The sequence below is a fragment of the Variovorax sp. J31P207 genome (assembly GCF_030316965.1).
GTDB lineage: Bacteria > Pseudomonadota > Gammaproteobacteria > Burkholderiales > Burkholderiaceae_C > Variovorax > Variovorax ginsengisoli_B.
Map to the genome: position 1 here is coordinate 409,648 of NZ_JASZYN010000007.1, position 15,081 is coordinate 424,728.

General features: G+C 67.7%; 18 protein-coding genes. 5 read left to right on the forward strand and 13 right to left on the reverse strand.

Translation table 11 applies throughout. The features are described from left to right. Window positions 1–11: 11 nt before the first annotated feature. The 12 genes from QTI68_RS25035 to QTI68_RS25090 form a co-directional block, all read right to left on the reverse strand. Window positions 12–884, reverse strand: a complete 873-nt coding sequence (locus QTI68_RS25035) for an intradiol ring-cleavage dioxygenase (protein ID WP_286525451.1) — start codon at window positions 882–884, stop codon at window positions 12–14. Then, window positions 868–1,944, reverse strand: coding sequence for a branched-chain amino acid ABC transporter permease (locus tag QTI68_RS25040; protein ID WP_286525452.1), 1,077 nt, complete (start codon window positions 1,942–1,944; stop codon window positions 868–870). Before QTI68_RS25040 ends, QTI68_RS25035 begins: the two co-directional genes overlap by 17 nt. A 23-nt stretch (window positions 1,945–1,967) precedes the next feature. Further along, complete coding sequence (locus QTI68_RS25045) at window positions 1,968–2,828, reverse strand: branched-chain amino acid ABC transporter permease (RefSeq protein ID WP_286525455.1); 861 nt, start codon at window positions 2,826–2,828, stop codon at window positions 1,968–1,970. Beyond that, complete coding sequence (locus QTI68_RS25050; protein ID WP_286525457.1) at window positions 2,825–3,556, reverse strand: ABC transporter ATP-binding protein; 732 nt, start codon at window positions 3,554–3,556, stop codon at window positions 2,825–2,827. Before QTI68_RS25050 ends, QTI68_RS25045 begins: the two co-directional genes overlap by 4 nt. Next, window positions 3,553–4,272 carry an ABC transporter ATP-binding protein gene (locus QTI68_RS25055; RefSeq protein ID WP_286525458.1) on the reverse strand — a complete coding sequence of 240 codons (720 nt, stop codon included), beginning with the start codon at window positions 4,270–4,272 and terminating at the stop codon, window positions 3,553–3,555. Before QTI68_RS25055 ends, QTI68_RS25050 begins: the two co-directional genes overlap by 4 nt. Before the next feature lie 4 nt (window positions 4,273–4,276). Further along, complete coding sequence (locus QTI68_RS25060; RefSeq protein ID WP_286525459.1) at window positions 4,277–5,536, reverse strand: ABC transporter substrate-binding protein; 1,260 nt, start codon at window positions 5,534–5,536, stop codon at window positions 4,277–4,279. A 24-nt stretch (window positions 5,537–5,560) separates the two neighbouring features. Continuing rightward, the gene (locus tag QTI68_RS25065) at window positions 5,561–7,024 is read right to left on the reverse strand and encodes an aldehyde dehydrogenase family protein (RefSeq protein WP_286525584.1); all 1,464 of its coding nucleotides are present in this window, start codon (window positions 7,022–7,024) and stop codon (window positions 5,561–5,563) included. Window positions 7,025–7,077: 53 nt separating this feature from the next. After that, window positions 7,078–7,539: a nuclear transport factor 2 family protein gene (locus QTI68_RS25070; RefSeq protein WP_286525461.1), complete on the reverse strand. Its 462-nt coding sequence runs from the start codon at window positions 7,537–7,539 to the stop codon at window positions 7,078–7,080. A gap of 121 nt (window positions 7,540–7,660) precedes the next feature. Next, complete coding sequence (locus tag QTI68_RS25075) at window positions 7,661–8,668, reverse strand: hydroxyquinol 1,2-dioxygenase (protein WP_286525463.1); 1,008 nt, start codon at window positions 8,666–8,668, stop codon at window positions 7,661–7,663. 19 nt (window positions 8,669–8,687) lie between these two features. Then, window positions 8,688–9,197 carry a cupin domain-containing protein gene (locus QTI68_RS25080; RefSeq protein WP_286525464.1) on the reverse strand — a complete coding sequence of 170 codons (510 nt, stop codon included), beginning with the start codon at window positions 9,195–9,197 and terminating at the stop codon, window positions 8,688–8,690. Window positions 9,198–9,353: 156 nt separating this feature from the next. Then, window positions 9,354–9,725, reverse strand: a complete 372-nt coding sequence (locus QTI68_RS25085; RefSeq protein WP_286525465.1) for a hypothetical protein — start codon at window positions 9,723–9,725, stop codon at window positions 9,354–9,356. A gap of 12 nt (window positions 9,726–9,737) precedes the next feature. Further along, window positions 9,738–10,688, reverse strand: coding sequence for a LysR family transcriptional regulator (locus QTI68_RS25090; protein ID WP_286525468.1), 951 nt, complete (start codon window positions 10,686–10,688; stop codon window positions 9,738–9,740). Between the two features lie 58 nt (window positions 10,689–10,746). On the opposite strand from QTI68_RS25090, the gene QTI68_RS25095 reads away from it, so the two are divergent. Continuing rightward, complete coding sequence (locus QTI68_RS25095) at window positions 10,747–11,181, forward strand: DUF1841 family protein (RefSeq protein WP_286525469.1); 435 nt, start codon at window positions 10,747–10,749, stop codon at window positions 11,179–11,181. Between the two features lie 146 nt (window positions 11,182–11,327). On the opposite strand, the gene QTI68_RS25100 is transcribed toward QTI68_RS25095, so the two are convergent. Continuing rightward, window positions 11,328–12,005: a c-type cytochrome gene (locus tag QTI68_RS25100; RefSeq protein ID WP_286525470.1), complete on the reverse strand. Its 678-nt coding sequence runs from the start codon at window positions 12,003–12,005 to the stop codon at window positions 11,328–11,330. Window positions 12,006–12,135: 130 nt separating this feature from the next. On the opposite strand from QTI68_RS25100, the gene QTI68_RS25105 reads away from it, so the two are divergent. The 4 genes from QTI68_RS25105 to QTI68_RS25120 are packed head-to-tail and all read left to right on the forward strand — an operon-like array spanning window position 12,136 to window position 15,052. Further along, on the forward strand, window positions 12,136–12,978 hold the full coding sequence (locus QTI68_RS25105; RefSeq protein ID WP_286525473.1) for an AAA family ATPase: 843 nt from the start codon (window positions 12,136–12,138) through the stop codon (window positions 12,976–12,978). Then, complete coding sequence (locus QTI68_RS25110) at window positions 12,975–13,235, forward strand: hypothetical protein (protein ID WP_286525475.1); 261 nt, start codon at window positions 12,975–12,977, stop codon at window positions 13,233–13,235. Before QTI68_RS25105 ends, QTI68_RS25110 begins: the two co-directional genes overlap by 4 nt. 2 nt (window positions 13,236–13,237) lie before the next feature. Beyond that, window positions 13,238–13,858 carry a GNAT family N-acetyltransferase gene (locus QTI68_RS25115; RefSeq protein ID WP_286525476.1) on the forward strand — a complete coding sequence of 207 codons (621 nt, stop codon included), beginning with the start codon at window positions 13,238–13,240 and terminating at the stop codon, window positions 13,856–13,858. Between the two features lie 6 nt (window positions 13,859–13,864). Beyond that, window positions 13,865–15,052: a vWA domain-containing protein gene (locus QTI68_RS25120; RefSeq protein WP_286525477.1), complete on the forward strand. Its 1,188-nt coding sequence runs from the start codon at window positions 13,865–13,867 to the stop codon at window positions 15,050–15,052. Window positions 15,053–15,081 lie beyond the last annotated feature (29 nt).

Sequence of the window (15,081 nt, forward strand, 5' to 3'; positions counted from 1 at the left end):
ATTATGGCCATTCACCCGGCCACCGCCGCGGGCTCCAGCACGAAGTCGAAATTCAGCGTGTGGAACGGCGTCGACAGCACGCTGCCGTCAGGCGAGGCGCCGGCCGGGGGCGAGGCGAAGTCGCCGATCAGCGAGCTGCGCACGCCGAACACGGCATCGCTGTCGAGGTAGCGGTCGCCGTCGCGGAACACGTGCGTGATCAGCGTTTCGTAGCCCGGCGCCTGGATCATGAAGTGGACATGCGCGGGGCGCCACGGATGGCGCTTGGTGGCCCGCAGCATCACGCCGACCGGGCCATCGGTGGGGATCGGATAGGCCACCGGCATCACGCCGCGGAACCACAGCCGGCCCTCGGCATCGGTGCGGAAGACGGCGCGGCCCTGCGGCCGGTCGAGGCCCGTCCGCTGGACGTCGTAGAAGCCTTCGGCGTCGGCCTCCCAGACATCGACCTCGGCATCGGCCACCGGCTCGCCGTCGCGCCCGCGCACCACGGCCCGCACGAACAGCGGCTCGCCGGCGGCGCCGCCCGAGATGTCGCCGCCGAGCGGAAGCCGGGGCGCGCCCTGGACGTGGAAGGGGCCGAACACGGTGGCCTCGGTGGCCTGGGCGCTCTTGGCATGGTTCATGGCCACGGTCAGCATCGACAGGCCCAGCGTGTCGGACAGCAGGATGAACTCCTGCCGCTTGCCATCGCACTTCTGCCCGGTCGCGGTCAGGAACTCGATGCCGGCGGCCCACTCGGCCTCGGTGAGCTTCACCTCGCGGGCGAAGTCGTGCATGTGGCGCACCAGCGCCGACATGATCTCCTTCAGCCGGGGGTTCTCGCAGTCCGCCATGCGCTCGAGCACGGCGGCCGTGATGGTGTGTTCATTGATGTTTCGCATGGGGATGGAGCTCCAGGTCGGTGGGACGTCTGACGGGCATCGAACGCTTCGGGACCGGCGCATCATGCACTGCCAGCCGCCGCTGGGTCGGGAACAGCGACCAACCCCAGCGCTGCTGCGCATAGCCCCACAGGCCCTGCTTGAAGAAGATGGTGACGACGATCGCCAGCAGGCCCAGCCCGAGCAGGTACCAGGTGCCGTAGTCGCTCAGGAACTTGTTCAGCGCCCAGAAGATGAGGGCCCCCACCAGCGGCCCCTCGATCCGGCCGATGCCGCCGATCACCACCATGAAGATCGCGAAGGCGGTCCAGTTGACGCTGAAGGCGGCATCGGGGCTGATGCGCAGGTTGCCGACGAAATAGAGCGCCCCCGCCAGGCCGGCGCCGAAGGCCGCGACCACGTACACCGCGAGCTTCATGCGCGCCACCGGAATGCCCTGCGACTCGGCCGCGACCTCGTTGTCGCGGATCGCCAGCAGCGCCAGCCCGCGCTTGCTGCGCAGGAACAGGTAGACCAGCGCGATCGCCGCCACCACGCAGGCCAGCGCCATCCAGTAGGTGGTGCTCTCGCGGGTCGCCTTGTCGATGCCGCGCAGCGCGGTGAGCGAGGTGCCCGAGCCGCCGCCCACCGCCGACACGTTGGCGAAGCTGAGCCGGAATACTTCGGCGATCACCCAGGTGCCGATCGCGAAGTAGCCGCCCGCCAGCCGGAAGGCGACGAAGGAGACCGGCACCGCCACCAGCCCGGCCGCCAGCGCACCGAGCGGAATCGCGACGAAGGGGTTGATGCCCGCGAAGTTGCCCAGCATCAGCATCACGTAGCCGCCGAAGCCGAAGAAGGCCTGCTGCCCGATGCTCACCATGCCGCCGTAGCCGGCCAGCAGGTTCCACATCATCGCGAAGATGAAGTAGCAGGCGATCTCGACGAATTCGCGCATCCAGCTCGATTCGCCCCAGAACGGCAGCGTGGCGGCGCCGATCACCAGCACGGCGGCGACCCACAGCAGAGAGCGGCTGGCGGCTGTGCCGCGCACCACGTCGAAGGTCGGAGGGTTGTTCATGAACGGGTCCATCTCATGCGGCCTCAGCCGCGCGTCTTGGGGAACAGTCCCTGCGGCCGCAGCACCAGCACCGCCAGGAACACCAGGTGGCCGACCCAGATGCCCCAGCCCGGATCGAGCCGGAAGCCGATCTGCTGCGCCAGGCCGAGGATCATGGCGCCGGCCAGCGTGCCCCAGAACGAGCCCATGCCGCCGATGATCACGGCCTCGAAGGCGAACAGCAGCAGCAGCGGCCCGTCCGAGGGCGAGACCGTGGTGCGCATGCCCTGCAGGGCGCCGGCGATCGCGATCAGCACGAAGGCGATGCCGGTGGCCAGCGCGTAGACCTGGTTGGCCTTCAGCCCCATCAGCTCGGCGATCTCGCGATCGTCGGAGACGGCGCGGAAGGTCCGCCCCAGCGGGGTGTGCGCGAACATCCACTGCATGGCGGCGGTCGCCGCCAGCGCGACCGCCAGGATGACCAGCGGCAGCAGGCCGAGCGCCAGCGAATCGCCGATCCGCACGGACTCGGTGGCCAGCGGGCCGATCTCGATCGAGCGCGGATCGGCCGAGAACAGCTCCAGCAGCAGGTTCTGGATCACGATCGAGAGGCCGAAGGTCACGACCAGCGAGGGCAGCGGGTCCTTGCCCAGCGTGCGGTTGAGCACGTGGCGCTGCAGCAGGTAGCCGAAGCAGAAGGCGATCGGCAGCACCGCCAGCACCACCCACAGCGGCGCGCTGCCGGTGAGCGACACGCCGGCGATGGCGGCGAAAGCGGCCAGGATGATGAAGTCGCCCTGGGCGACGTTGGTCAGCCGCATGACGCCGAACATCAGCGACAGGCCGAGCGCGAACAGGGTGTAGAGGCCGCCGAGCAGCAGGCCCTGGAGCAGGGTCTCGATCATGGCGCCGCCCCTTCCTCCGCACGTGCCTCGAGGCCGAAGTAAGCCTGCGAGATCTGCGCGCGGGTGAGCTCGCTGGACCGCCCGGTGAGCGACACCCGCCCTTCCTGCAGGCAGTAGACGCGCTGCGAGACCTGCTGCGCCATGCCGACGTCCTGCTCGACGATCACCACCGTCATGCCCTCGGCCGTGATGCGCGGCATGGCGGCGTAGATCTCGCGGATCACGATCGGCGCCAGGCCGAGCGACAGCTCGTCGCACAGCAGCAGCTCGGGGTTGCTCATCAGCGCGCGGCCCAGCGCCACCATCTGCTGCTGGCCGCCCGACAGCGAGGTGCCGGGCTCGTGGCGCTTCTGCGCCAGGATCGGGAACATCTCGTAAAGCCGCGCCAGGTTCCAGGGGCCGCTGCGCCCGCTGGCGGCGCCCATCAGCAGGTTCTCCTGGACGCTGAGGCTGGGAAACAGCCGCCGGCCCTCGGGCACCATCGCCAGGCCGCGCCGCACGATCTCCCCGGGTGCGAGGCCGCCGATGGCCTCGCCCTTGAAGCGAACCGCCTCGCGCGGCGTGCGCACCAGGCCGGTCAGGCATTTCAGGAAGGTCGACTTGCCGGCGCCGTTGGCACCGATGATCGCCAGCAGCTCGCCGGCCTGCAGCTCGAAGTCGATGCCGAACAAGGCCTGCGCGTCGCCGTAGAAGGCCTGCAGGCCCTCGGTCGAAAGAAGGGTCGTCATCCTTCCATCCCCATGTATACCCGCCGCACCTCGGGGTCGTCCATCACGGCGCGCGGCTCGCCCTCGGCCAGCTTCTGCCCGAAGTTGATGACGAACAGCCGGTCGGCCAGCGACAGCAGCGCATGCACCACGTGCTCGATCCAGATCATGGTGACGCCGCGCGCCTTGATCTGCTTCAGCTCCTCGACCAGCTGCCGCGCCTCGGGCTCGGTCAGGCCGCCGGCGATCTCGTCGAGCAGCAGCAGCTTCGGCCGGGTCGCCAGCGCCCGCGCCAGCTCGAGCCGCTTGCGGTCGAGCAGCGTGAGGCCGCCCGCCGGCTGGTTGGCGCGCGCCAGCAGCCCGGTCTGCGCCAGCACCTCGTGCGCGGTCTGCCAGGCCTCCTGCTCTCGCTCGCGGGCGCCGAAGCAGGCGGCGGTGACGAGGTTCTCGAACACGCTCATGTGGCCGAAGGGCTGCGGCACCTGGTAGCTGCGCCCGATGCCCGCATGGCAGCGCTGGTGCGGCTTGAGCCCGGTCACGTCGCGCCCCGCGTACTCGACCCGGCCCGCATCCACCCGCACGTCGCCCGAGATCAGGTTGAACAGCGTGGTCTTGCCGGCACCGTTCGGCCCGAGGATGCCCAGCGTCTCGCCCTCTGCCACGGCGAGCGTGATGGCGTCCGTGACCTTGAGCGCGCCGTAGGACTTGCTGACGGCATGGAGGGCGAGCAGCGTCATGGGGCTACGCGGGCATGGGGCGCAGCGCGCCGCCGACCGGGATGGCGGGCGCCGCCTCGTTGTTCACGATGGTCAGCTCGTACTTGTACTTCTTGCCCTTGCCCCATTGGCCCAGCACCAGCGGCGTCTTGCTGACGTTGCGGAAGGGGCCCTGTCCGCCCCACTTGACCGGCCCGACCACGGTCGCCAGCGAGGTCGCGGCCACGGCGTCGCGCACGTCGGCGGCCTTGGGCGACTTGGCACGCGACAAGGCATCGGCCGCCACTTCGAACAGCGCATGCGCAAAGCCGATCGGCTGCGTCCACTGCTTCTTCGCGCCGGCCTCGTAGGCCTCGGCCAGCGATTGCGCGCTCTGCTTCGTCAGGCTCGACGTGAACGGATGCGAGGGACTCCACCAGACCTCGGTCGACAGCCCGTCGCCCAGATCGCCGAGCGCGTCGATCGCCCCCGGGAACAGCAGCGCCTTGCCCAGCGTGATGATCTTCGGCCGCAGGCCCTGCTGGCGCGCCTGCGTCAGGAAGGTCTTGGCGTCGGGCGGAATGACGACGCCGGTGACGATCTCCACGCCGTCCTTCTTGAAGGCCGCGATCTGGGCGCTGAAGTCCTGCGTGCCGTTCTGGAAGCGGCCCGGATCGACCAGCGTGAAGCCCATCTGCGAGAGCGGCTTCGGAAAACCGAGCTCCTTGTCGCCCCAGGCATTGCCGTCGCCGTCGTTGGGGAACAGGCCGCCGACCTTCTTGTTGGTCGGCAGGGTCTTCCAGCCGCTGGTGAAGTTGGCGATGACGTCTTCCAGCCCCCAGAACAGGTGGTAGGTCCAGTTGAAGCCCTTGGCCGGATCGCCCTTGCGGCCGAAGAACCAGGGCTGCCACGGCACCACGCTCGAGATGCAGGGCAGCTCGTTCAGCTCGCAGGCATCGCTGACCGGGTTGGCGGTCTCGGGGGTGCCGGCGGTCAGCACCAGCGCCACCTTTTCTTTCAGGATCAGGTCGTTGGCGACTTCGCCGGCGCGGTTCGGATTCGACTGGCTGTCCTTCAGCACGATCTGCACCGCGTACTTCCTGCCGCCGACGGCGATGCCGTCCTTGAAGGCAGTCTTCATCTGGTCGATGACCCACTTGTCGGCCTCGCCGAAGGGCGCCAGCGGCCCGGTCTGGGGCGAGACGTAGCCGATCTTCAGCGTGTCGGCCGCGAACACCAGCGGCGTCGCCCCGCCGGCGGCCAGGGCGGCCGCGGCCTGGGTGAACTGTCTGCGATTGAGGGTCATGGAAGTCTCCTTTCGTTGTTGTCTTCAGCGCACAAAATGAGGCGGGATCTGGGCATCGACATTGATCCACACGCTCTTGACCTGCGTGTACTCGCGCATCGCGTCGAAGCCCATCTCGCGGCCGTAGCCGCTCTGGCCGACGCCGCCGAAGGGCGAGCCAGGGTTCACGCGCTTGTAGCTGTTGACCCAGACCATGCCGGCGTGCAGGTCGCGCGCCACGCGGTGGGCGCGCTGCAGGTCGCGGGTCCACAGGCCGCTGCCCAGGCCGTAGTCGGTGCCGTTGGCGATCTCCATCGCCTCCTCGTCGCTCTTGAAGGTCAGCACCGTGACGAAGGGGCCGAAGACTTCTTCCTGCGCGACGCGGTCGCGGTACGAGCGGGCGCGCACGATGGTGGGCTCGACATAGCAGCCGCGCGCCAGATCGCCGCCCGGCGAGCGGCCGCCAGCCAGCACTTCGCCGCCCTCGCCCTTGGCGACCTCGACGTAGCCCAGCACGCGCTCCCGGTGCTGCGCGCTCGTGAGCGGCCCCATCTCGGTCGCATCGTCGAGCGGGTTGCCGAGCCGGATCGACTGCGCCAGCGGGATGAACTGGTCCAGGAAGGCGTCGGCGATCTTCTCGTGCAGCATCAGCCGCGAACCGGCAATGCAGGCCTGGCCCTGGTTGTGGAAGACGGCCCAGGCGCTGCCGTTGACCGCGGCGGGCAGGAAGGCGTCCTCGAACACGATGTTCGGTCCCTTGCCGCCCAGCTCCAGCTGCACCTTCTTGAGGTTGCCCGCGCTCGCCTGCACCACGCGCTTGCCGGTCGCGGTGCTGCCGGTGAAGGCGACCTTGGCGATCTCCGGATGCTCGGCGATGTACTGGCCGACCACGCTGCCCAGCCCCGGCACCATGTTGACCACGCCATCGGGCATGCCGGCCTCGGCCATCAGCTCGACGATCTTGAGTGAGCTCAGCGGCGTGATCTCGGCCGGTTTCATCACGATGCAGTTGCCGGCCGCGAGCGCCGGCGCCATCTTCCAGCTGGTGAACATCAGCGGGAAATTCCACGGCACGATCTGGCCGACGACGCCGACCGGCTCGCGCAGCGTGTAGTTGAGGAAGCCCGCCTCGACCGGAATCGTCTCGCCCTGGAACTTGTCGGCCATGCCGCCGAAGTAGCGGAAGCAGGCGGCGGTGCGCGGCACGTCGAGCTTGCGCGAATCGCGGATCGGATGGCCGGTGTCGAGCGACTCGAGGCGCGCGAGCTCTTCGCCGTTGGCCTCGATCAAGTCGGCCAGCCGGAGCAGGATGCGCCCGCGATCGGCCGCCGCCATGCGGCTCCAGGCTGGGAAGGCGCGCTTCGCGGCGGCCACGGCGCGGTCGACGTCGGCCTTGCCGGCCAGCGCGACCTCGGCGATGGTCGAGTTGTCGTGCGGGTTCAAGGTCGCCAGCGTCTCGCCCGACTCGGCATCGACGAAGCGGCCGTCGATGAAGAGCTGGTGGCGGATCGGCGTCTTCAGGCCGGCGGCCTGCTGGATGTCTGCGAGGGTCATGGGATGATTCACTTGGTGAGCCAGGGGTAGCGGGCGGTGTCCTTGCCCGCGTAGTCCGGGTCGAGGTAGATGAAGCAGCGCTGGATCAGCCAGTCGCGGATCTCGAAGACGTCGCACCAGCGGCCCGCGCCCCATTCGGGCACGCCGGCGCGCCACGGGCCATCCGCGTGCTCGCCGAAGCTGGTGCCTTCGCAGGCGAACAGGTCGCCGCCCGAGAAGATCCAGTTGAAGCCCGCGTAGTCGTGGCGGATCGACTTGCCGCGGCTGCCGACGTCGCCGAACAGCTGGCCGATCTGCGCCTTGCCGGTCGCCAGTCCCCACTTGGGGAAGTACACCTGGGCGTCGTCGGCGAACAGATCGAGGATCGAGCCGCCGCTGGAGGTGACGCCGCCGTTGTCGTAGGCCTTGAGGTATTCGAGCGCCACCGACTTACGTTGCTCGTCGGTCATGGTTTGACGGGTGAGTGCCATGGTGAGTCTCCTTCTTCGCTGCTGACGTGAGGGCGCACCGGCGCAGCCGGTTGGGGCTGCCGGATTCAGGTCGCTTCGCTGCGAGCGCCGCGCGGTCTTCCGCGCGGCCTCGGTATCCGTCCTAGAACTGGACCGGGATTTCCGGGCTCTCGCCCTTCTGGATCTCGTAGACCAGACTCGGCGAGCCGTTCTCCCAGACCAGCAGCATCGAGCGCTTCGGGCTGAAGCCCTGGTGCCGGCAATAGGCCGGCATGGCGGCCATGTCGCCGGCCTTCATGATCACGCGGGCCATCGGCCGGCCGGTGTTCTTGTCGCCGCAATCCCAGTGGATCTCGTCGGTCATCTGGAAGAACCATTCGACCCGGTCGTTGCCGTGGATGATCGGCAGGATGTGCTCCTCGGTGGTCGGGCACATGTAGCTGTGCTTCACGACCGAGGTGAAGCTCGGGTTCCAGGTGACCTGCGAGCGGCTCAGGAAGCCGAAGAGATTGAAGGCGTGGACTTCGTTCTCGAAGCCTGGCTCCGGATGCAGTTCGGGCTGGCCCTGCGGCACGTCGGCGAAGGCGCGGTTGACCGGCGCGCCGCGCTCGTCGCTGCGCAGGTCGAGGTCGCCCTTGAGGCCGACGCAGCGCGTCGCCAGCTCGCGTGCCCGGGTGATCTTGGCCGTGTTGTTGCCGCTCTTGCGGCCGTAGGGCGAGCCGGTTTCCTGCGGCGCGGAGAACGGGTCGAAGCTCTCGTTGGTCCAGTCGTCGAGCATGGCCTCGAAGGTGGCGCGGATCTGGGCGGTCGGGAAGTTCTCCAGCAGGTCGATGCCGGCGTCCTTCATGGTGCCGTTGAAGCTGCCGGCGTAGAGGTCGACCGACTGGTAGTGGTTGACCGTGCCGACCACGTCGTCGAAGTTGACCCAGCCGTAGAAGAAGCCCCAGGCGACGTCGCGCATCAGGGCGCGCAGGTAGTTGCCGATGTCCATCGTGTGGCTCATCGGCCGGCCGTCGCGGGTCTTCCAGGTGATGTGGGCGAAGTACTCGTCGCGGCGGAAGCCGAAGCTGCCGAGCGAGAAATCCTTGTAGCCGAGCGTGGCGTCGGGTTGCGACGCGATGACCTTGGCGAGTTCTGCGGGTGCGTTCATGGCGGTGCTCCTCGATGTCTCAGTGCGTCTGGCAGATGTCGGCCCACTTCTCGACCGAGAGATCGCCCTTGCAGGTCTGCAGCACGATCACGCCGGGCTCGCCGGCGCTGCGGAACTGGTAGGCGGTGTTCTTCGGCAGCAGCCCCTGGTGGCCGCGCGAGAGCTTCATCCAGCCCATCTTCGGGCCCTTCGGTTCGCCCTTGACGAGCACGGCGCCGTTCTTCTCCGAGTCGGCCACGGCCTGGCTCGGATCGAGCTTGACCAGGTGGATCTCGATCTCGCCGTCCATCACCAGCGCGAACTCGTCGTGGGCGCTGGTGTACCAGGGCGAACTGCCTTCGGCGCGCAGCGTCTCCAGCACGTAGATCTGGTTCTGGCCGAACACCACCTTTTCATAAGGCTTGCTCTTGCTCGCGATGTCGAAGCAGTTCGAGAACGCGTAGTGGCGGACGTCGTCGGCGATCGGCTCGACGTGGCCCTTCTGGTAGTTCTTCAGCGACCCGAAGCGGGTCTGGTAGGCAGCGGTCATGGGTTGTCTCCTCAGGTGCCGGAAGGTGCAGCGGTGGACTGCGGTGTCTGCACTTTAGGAAACGGAGGGCGACTCCGGTAGGCCTCAAATCCGGTCCGCATTGTTCGGCGAATCCGGTCAATCCGCAGGGTTTACCCGGGCCCAGCGGCCCCGGCGTCAGGGCCTGCCCGACAGGACGATCGCCGCCAGCGACACCGAGACCAGCATGCCGCAAACCGAGCCGATGAACCACTTCACGGTGGTCCTGTAGGTCGCTTCGTCGTCATCCTCGACCAGCAGCGCACGGTAGAGCGTGTAGATCTCGGCCGCGATCGGGATCAGCAGCGCCACCAGCGCCACCACGGAGCGCGCCGTCCAGTCGCCCGGCGCCTCGAAGGCCCAGTAGCGCACGAAGGAGAGCGAGAAGCCGATGATCACCGTGATCGCAGTGATGATGCCTTCGCGGTAGCCCGCCGGCAGCGGCGTGCGGGCGCGCGGTTCAGGCCGGGGCGTGGCGTCGGGTTCGGGCGGTGTCGGGGTGTCGTTCATGGGCTGGACCTTTCAGGGGTCCGCGATCAGCGTGGCCGGCAGCAGGCCGCGGTCGATCATGGCCGCGTCCCACGGCGGCACTCGCGTGAAGGCGGCGGTGAGGTGCTCGATGAAGAGCCTGAGCTTGAACGCATTGCGCGAGGTGCCTGCGTAGACCGCGTTCAGCGAGAACGACGACAGCTGGTGCTCGGCCAGCACCACCTGCAGGTCGCCGCGCAGGATCGCATCGCCGGCCACCAGCGTCGGCAGGCAGACGATGCCGGCGTGCTCCATCGCGTACTCGCGCAGCAGGTGGACGCTGTTGGTCAGGAGCGCGGCGCTCATGTAGAGCGTGACCTGCTCGCCCGCGTGGTGGAAGGTCCAGCGGTCGCGCGTCGGGTAGCCCGAATAGAGGCCGAGCGTGTGCTTGTGCAGGTCGCGCGGGTCTTCCGGGGTGCCGTGGCTGCGCAGGTACTCGGGCGTGGCGCAGAACACGCGGCGAACCGGGAACAGCGGGCGCGACACCAGCTCCGTCGAAGCCGCCGGGAAGATCTGCAGCGCGCAATCGACGCCGGCCTTGACCGGGTCGACCACCGCGTCGCTGACGATCAGCTCCAGATGGATGTCCGGGAAGCTGACCTGGAAAGCCCGCAGCAGTGTCGCGAAATGGCCCAGCACGAAGCCGGTCAGAGCATGGATGCGCAGGGTGCCGGTCGGCCCGGCCCGGGCGTCGCGCATCTGGTCCATGATGTCGTTGGCCCGCCCGACCAGCTCGGTGCAGTCGCGCAGGAAGGCCTGGCCGACATCGCTCAGCCGCACCACCCGCGTGCTGCGGTGGAACAGCGGCGCGCCGACATGGTCTTCCAGCTGCTTCACGCGGCTGGTCACGACCGACTTCGCCACCCGCATCTGGCGCGCGGCCTCGGCGAAGCTCTGGGTCTGGGCGACGCGCACGAAGGTCTCGATGTTTTCCAGTCGGTCCATGGCTTCGCAAATGTAGCGGTCCGGGGCCGTGCCGGCGAGGCGGTGCTAATCTTGGCGGATGTTCAATCCCTCCCAAGAGGAAGTGCGCCGCTTCTTTTGCAGCGTCTTCGCCAAGAGCCGCCGCGGCGAGCCGATGGAAGCCCTCGAGATCATCGCCAGCCGCTGGATCGACGAGCACCCCGAATACCATGCCGACCTGGCCGATGCCGATGCCGCGGTGGCCCGCGTCTACGACGGGCAGGACGGGCGCGAGAACCCCTTCCTCCACCTGTCGATGCACCTGTCCATCAGCGAACAGTGCTCGATCGACCAGCCGCGCGGCATCCGCCAGGCGGTCGAGCTGCTGGCGGCGCGCCGCGACTCGCTGCTCGACGCCCACCACGAGGCGATGGAATGCCTGGGCCAGATGATGTGGGAGAGCCAGCGCGCCGGCCGCCCACCGGACGGCGAGGCCTACGTGGCCTGCGTCCAGCGCCGCGCCACCCGGGACTGAAACACGCCGCCACCATGCAAAAAGCCCGCGCGAAGCGGGCTTTTTGCATGGTGGCGCGGCTCAGGCCGGCGCCGGGCCGCCCCAAGGCGGCCTGCGGCCCCCTCGGGGGGCAGCGACCCACACGAAGTGGGGGAGCGTGGGGGCCTTCAATCGGCGTGGTGGAAGCGCGACTCCGGGACCGTCTTCAGTTCGCCCGGCAGCGAGCTGATGTAGGCGGCGAGTTCCTTGATTTCGCTGTTGGAGTACTTCTTGGCCTGTCCGCCCATCACGCCGTTGGCGCGGCCCAGGTGGGCGTTCTGGACCTTGTACGACTTCAGGGCGACGTAGAGGTAGTCGGCGTACTGGCCCGCCAGCTTGGGCACGGTGCCGTCGTTGGGGGTGTTGAAATTGGCGCCGTGGCACTTGGTGCAGGCGTTGTCCTTGTCGCGCGAGATCAGCGCGTGGACGGTGTCGCTGGGGGCCTTGGCGGTGGCCGGGGGGGCGTCGCCTTCCTTCAGGCCGAGCTGGCTGTAGTAGGCCGCCAGATCGGCGATGTCCTGCTCGCTCAGCGAGTCGGCGATGGCGCGCATGGTGGGGTGCTTGCGCTCGCCGCCCTTGTACTGCGTGAGCGCCGAGACGATGTAGGTGGCGCTCTGCCCCGCGATCATCGGCACCTTGTGGATCTCGGGGAAGCTGGCCTGGTAGCCGATGATGCCGTGGCAGCCCACGCACATGGCGGTCTTCTTGGCACCGGCCTCAGCGTTCCCCGTGATCTTTTGGGCCTGGGCCGAGACCGTCACGCAGGCGACAGCAAGGGCAAACATCGTGGTCAACAGCTTGTTCATTTTGCGCGCACAATCTCGTGGAGAAACTTGTTTCAAATCAACATTTGATTATATGGGGGCTCTTCGCGAGCCCTGCGGACGAAGAATCGATGTTGTGTTCTTTCAACCACCCTCCGCTTCAAGCCCATCCATGAAATTCAAGGGTTCAGACAACTACGTTGCCACTCAGGATCTGATGCTCGCGGTCAACGCGGCCATCACGCTCAAGCGCCCGCTGCTGGTCAAGGGCGAGCCCGGCACCGGCAAGACCATGCTGGCCGAGGAAGTGGCCCAGGCGCTCGACCTGCCGCTGCTCCAGTGGCACATCAAGTCGACCACCAAGGCGCAGCAGGGCCTCTACGAATACGACGCCGTGAGCCGGCTGCGCGATTCGCAACTGGGCGACGAGCGCGTCAAGGACATCCACAACTACATCGTCAAGGGCGTGCTCTGGCAGGCCTTCACGGCCGAGCAGCCGGTCGCACTCCTGATCGACGAGATCGACAAGGCCGACATCGAATTCCCGAACGACCTGCTGCGCGAAATCGACCGCATGGAGTTCTACTGCTACGAGACGCGCGAGCTGGTCCGCGCCAAGCACCGGCCGGTGGTGTTCATCACCTCCAACAACGAGAAGGAACTGCCCGACGCCTTCCTGCGCCGCTGCTTCTTCCACTACATCAAGTTCCCCGACGCCGAGACCATGAAGAGCATCGTCGCGGTGCACTTCCCCGGCCTCAAGCAGGAACTGCTCACGGCCGCGATGAAGACCTTCTACGACGTGCGCAACCTGCCCGGCCTCAAGAAGAAGCCGTCGACCTCCGAGCTGCTCGACTGGCTCAAGCTGCTGGTGGCCGAGGACATCCCGCTGGAGGCGCTGCAGAGCAAGGACGACAAGGTCGCGGTGCCGCCGCTGGTCGGCGCGCTGCTCAAGAACGAGCAGGACGTGACCTTGTTCGAGAAGCTCGTGTTCATGCAGCGCAACAACCGATGAGCGCAACGCCCGGTGGACCCGGCAAGCACCCGACGAAGCAGTTGATGCTGCTCGGCGTGGCACAGGCGGTGCTGTTCATCGCCGGCGCGCTGCTGGGCCGCTGGGTCGGGCTCCTGCTCGGGCTGGACGCCTTCGGCCCCGGCGGCTACACCAACAATGCGATCTTCGGCATCTTGCTGATCGGCCTCGGCGGCGGCGGGGGCGCCCAGCTCGCGCGGGCCTGGTACATCCGCAAATACGGCAATCCCAGGAGTTGAGGATGGCATTCGTCGAGCCTGTCACGCTCAAGTCGCGCGGCATCGCGCTGGTGCCGCTGTCGCTGCACCATGAGGACGGCCTGCGCGCCGCCGCCGCCGACGGCGAGCTCTGGAACATCCGCGTCACCTCGGTGCCCGAGCCCGAAAACACCCGCAGCTACATCGAGGCGGCCCTGAAGATGCGCGAGGACGGCAACCGCTTCGCCTTCGCCGTCACCGACGAAGCCAGCGGCACCGTGCTCGGCACGACCAGCTTCCACGACATCCTGCCCGCCGTGAAGCGGGTAGAGATCGGCTACACCTGGTATGCCCGGCGCTGCCAGCGCACCCACGTCAACACCACCTGCAAGCTGCTGATGATGTCGCACGCCTTCGATGCCCTGGGCTGCCACGTGGTGGGCTGGCGCACCGACAACTTCAACCACGCCTCGCAGCAGGCGATCGAGCGGCTGGGCGCCCGCAAGGACGGCGTGATCCGCGGCCATGCGCTGCGCCGCGACGGCACCATCCGCGACACCGTGATGTACAGCCTGCGCTCGGGCGAATGGCCCGAGGTCAAGGCCCAGCTGCTCTACCTGCTGGACAAGCCGCGCACCCCCGCGCCCTCTTCCTCCAAGGAGTGATTCGCGATGCTGATCGACTTCTTCTACACCTTGCGCTCGGCCAAGCTGCCGGTATCGGTCAAGGAATACCTGACCCTGCTCGAGGCGCTGCAAGCCGACGTGGTCGGCCCCAACTCCGATGGCGCCTACGGCCTCGACGACTTCTACTACCTGTCGCGCACCGCGCTGGTCAAGGACGAGAAGCACTACGACAAGTTCGATCGCGCCTTCGCCGCCTACTTCAAGGGCGTCGAGATGCTGGCCGACTTCACCAAGGAAGTGCCGCTCGACTGGCTGCGCAAGACGCTCGAGCGCGAGTTCACGGCCGAGGAAAAGGCCAAGATCGAGAAGATGGGCTGGGACGAGCTCATGGAGACGCTCAAGAAGCGCTTCGAAGAGCAGAAGGAACGCCACGAAGGCGGCAACAAGTGGATCGGCACCGGCGGCACCTCGCCCTTCGGCCACGGCGGCTACAACCCGCAGGGCGTGCGGATCGGCGGCGCCGGCAAGAACAAGAGCGCGGTCAAGGTCTGGGACCAGCGCGCCTACAAGGACTACGACGACAGCCAGGAGCTCGGCACCCGCAACATCAAGATCGCGCTGCGCCGGCTGCGCAAGTTCGCGCGCGAGGGCCACGAGGAAGAACTGGACCTGGACGACACCATCCACTCGACCGCGGCCAATGCCGGCTACCTCGACATCAAGATGCGGCCCGAGCGCCACAACAACGTCAAGGTGCTGCTGCTGATGGACGTCGGCGGCACGATGGACGAGCACATCCAGCGCGTCGAGGAGCTGTTCTCGGCCGTCAAGACCGAGTTCAAGCACCTCGAGTTCTATTACTTCCACAACTGCGTCTACGACTTCATGTGGAAGAACAACCGGCGTCGCTTCTCCGAGAAGTTCGCGACCTGGGACATCATCCGCAAGTACAACAAGGACTACAAGCTGATCTTCGTCGGCGACGCCACGATGAGCCCGTACGAGATCCTGCAGCCGGGCGGCAGCGTCGAATACAACAACGAGGAGGCCGGCGCCGAGTGGATGCAGCGCCTCACGCACGCGTTCCCGAAGTTCGCCTGGATCAACCCCGAGCCGCAGGGCGTCTGGCAGTACCGCCAGAGCATCGCGGTGATCCAGCAGCTGGTGTCGCACCGGATGTACCCGCTGACTTTGCGCGGCCTCGAAGACGCGATGCGGATGCTCTCGAAGTAGCTCGCCCGCCGGTGCACCCGGCCTCCGGG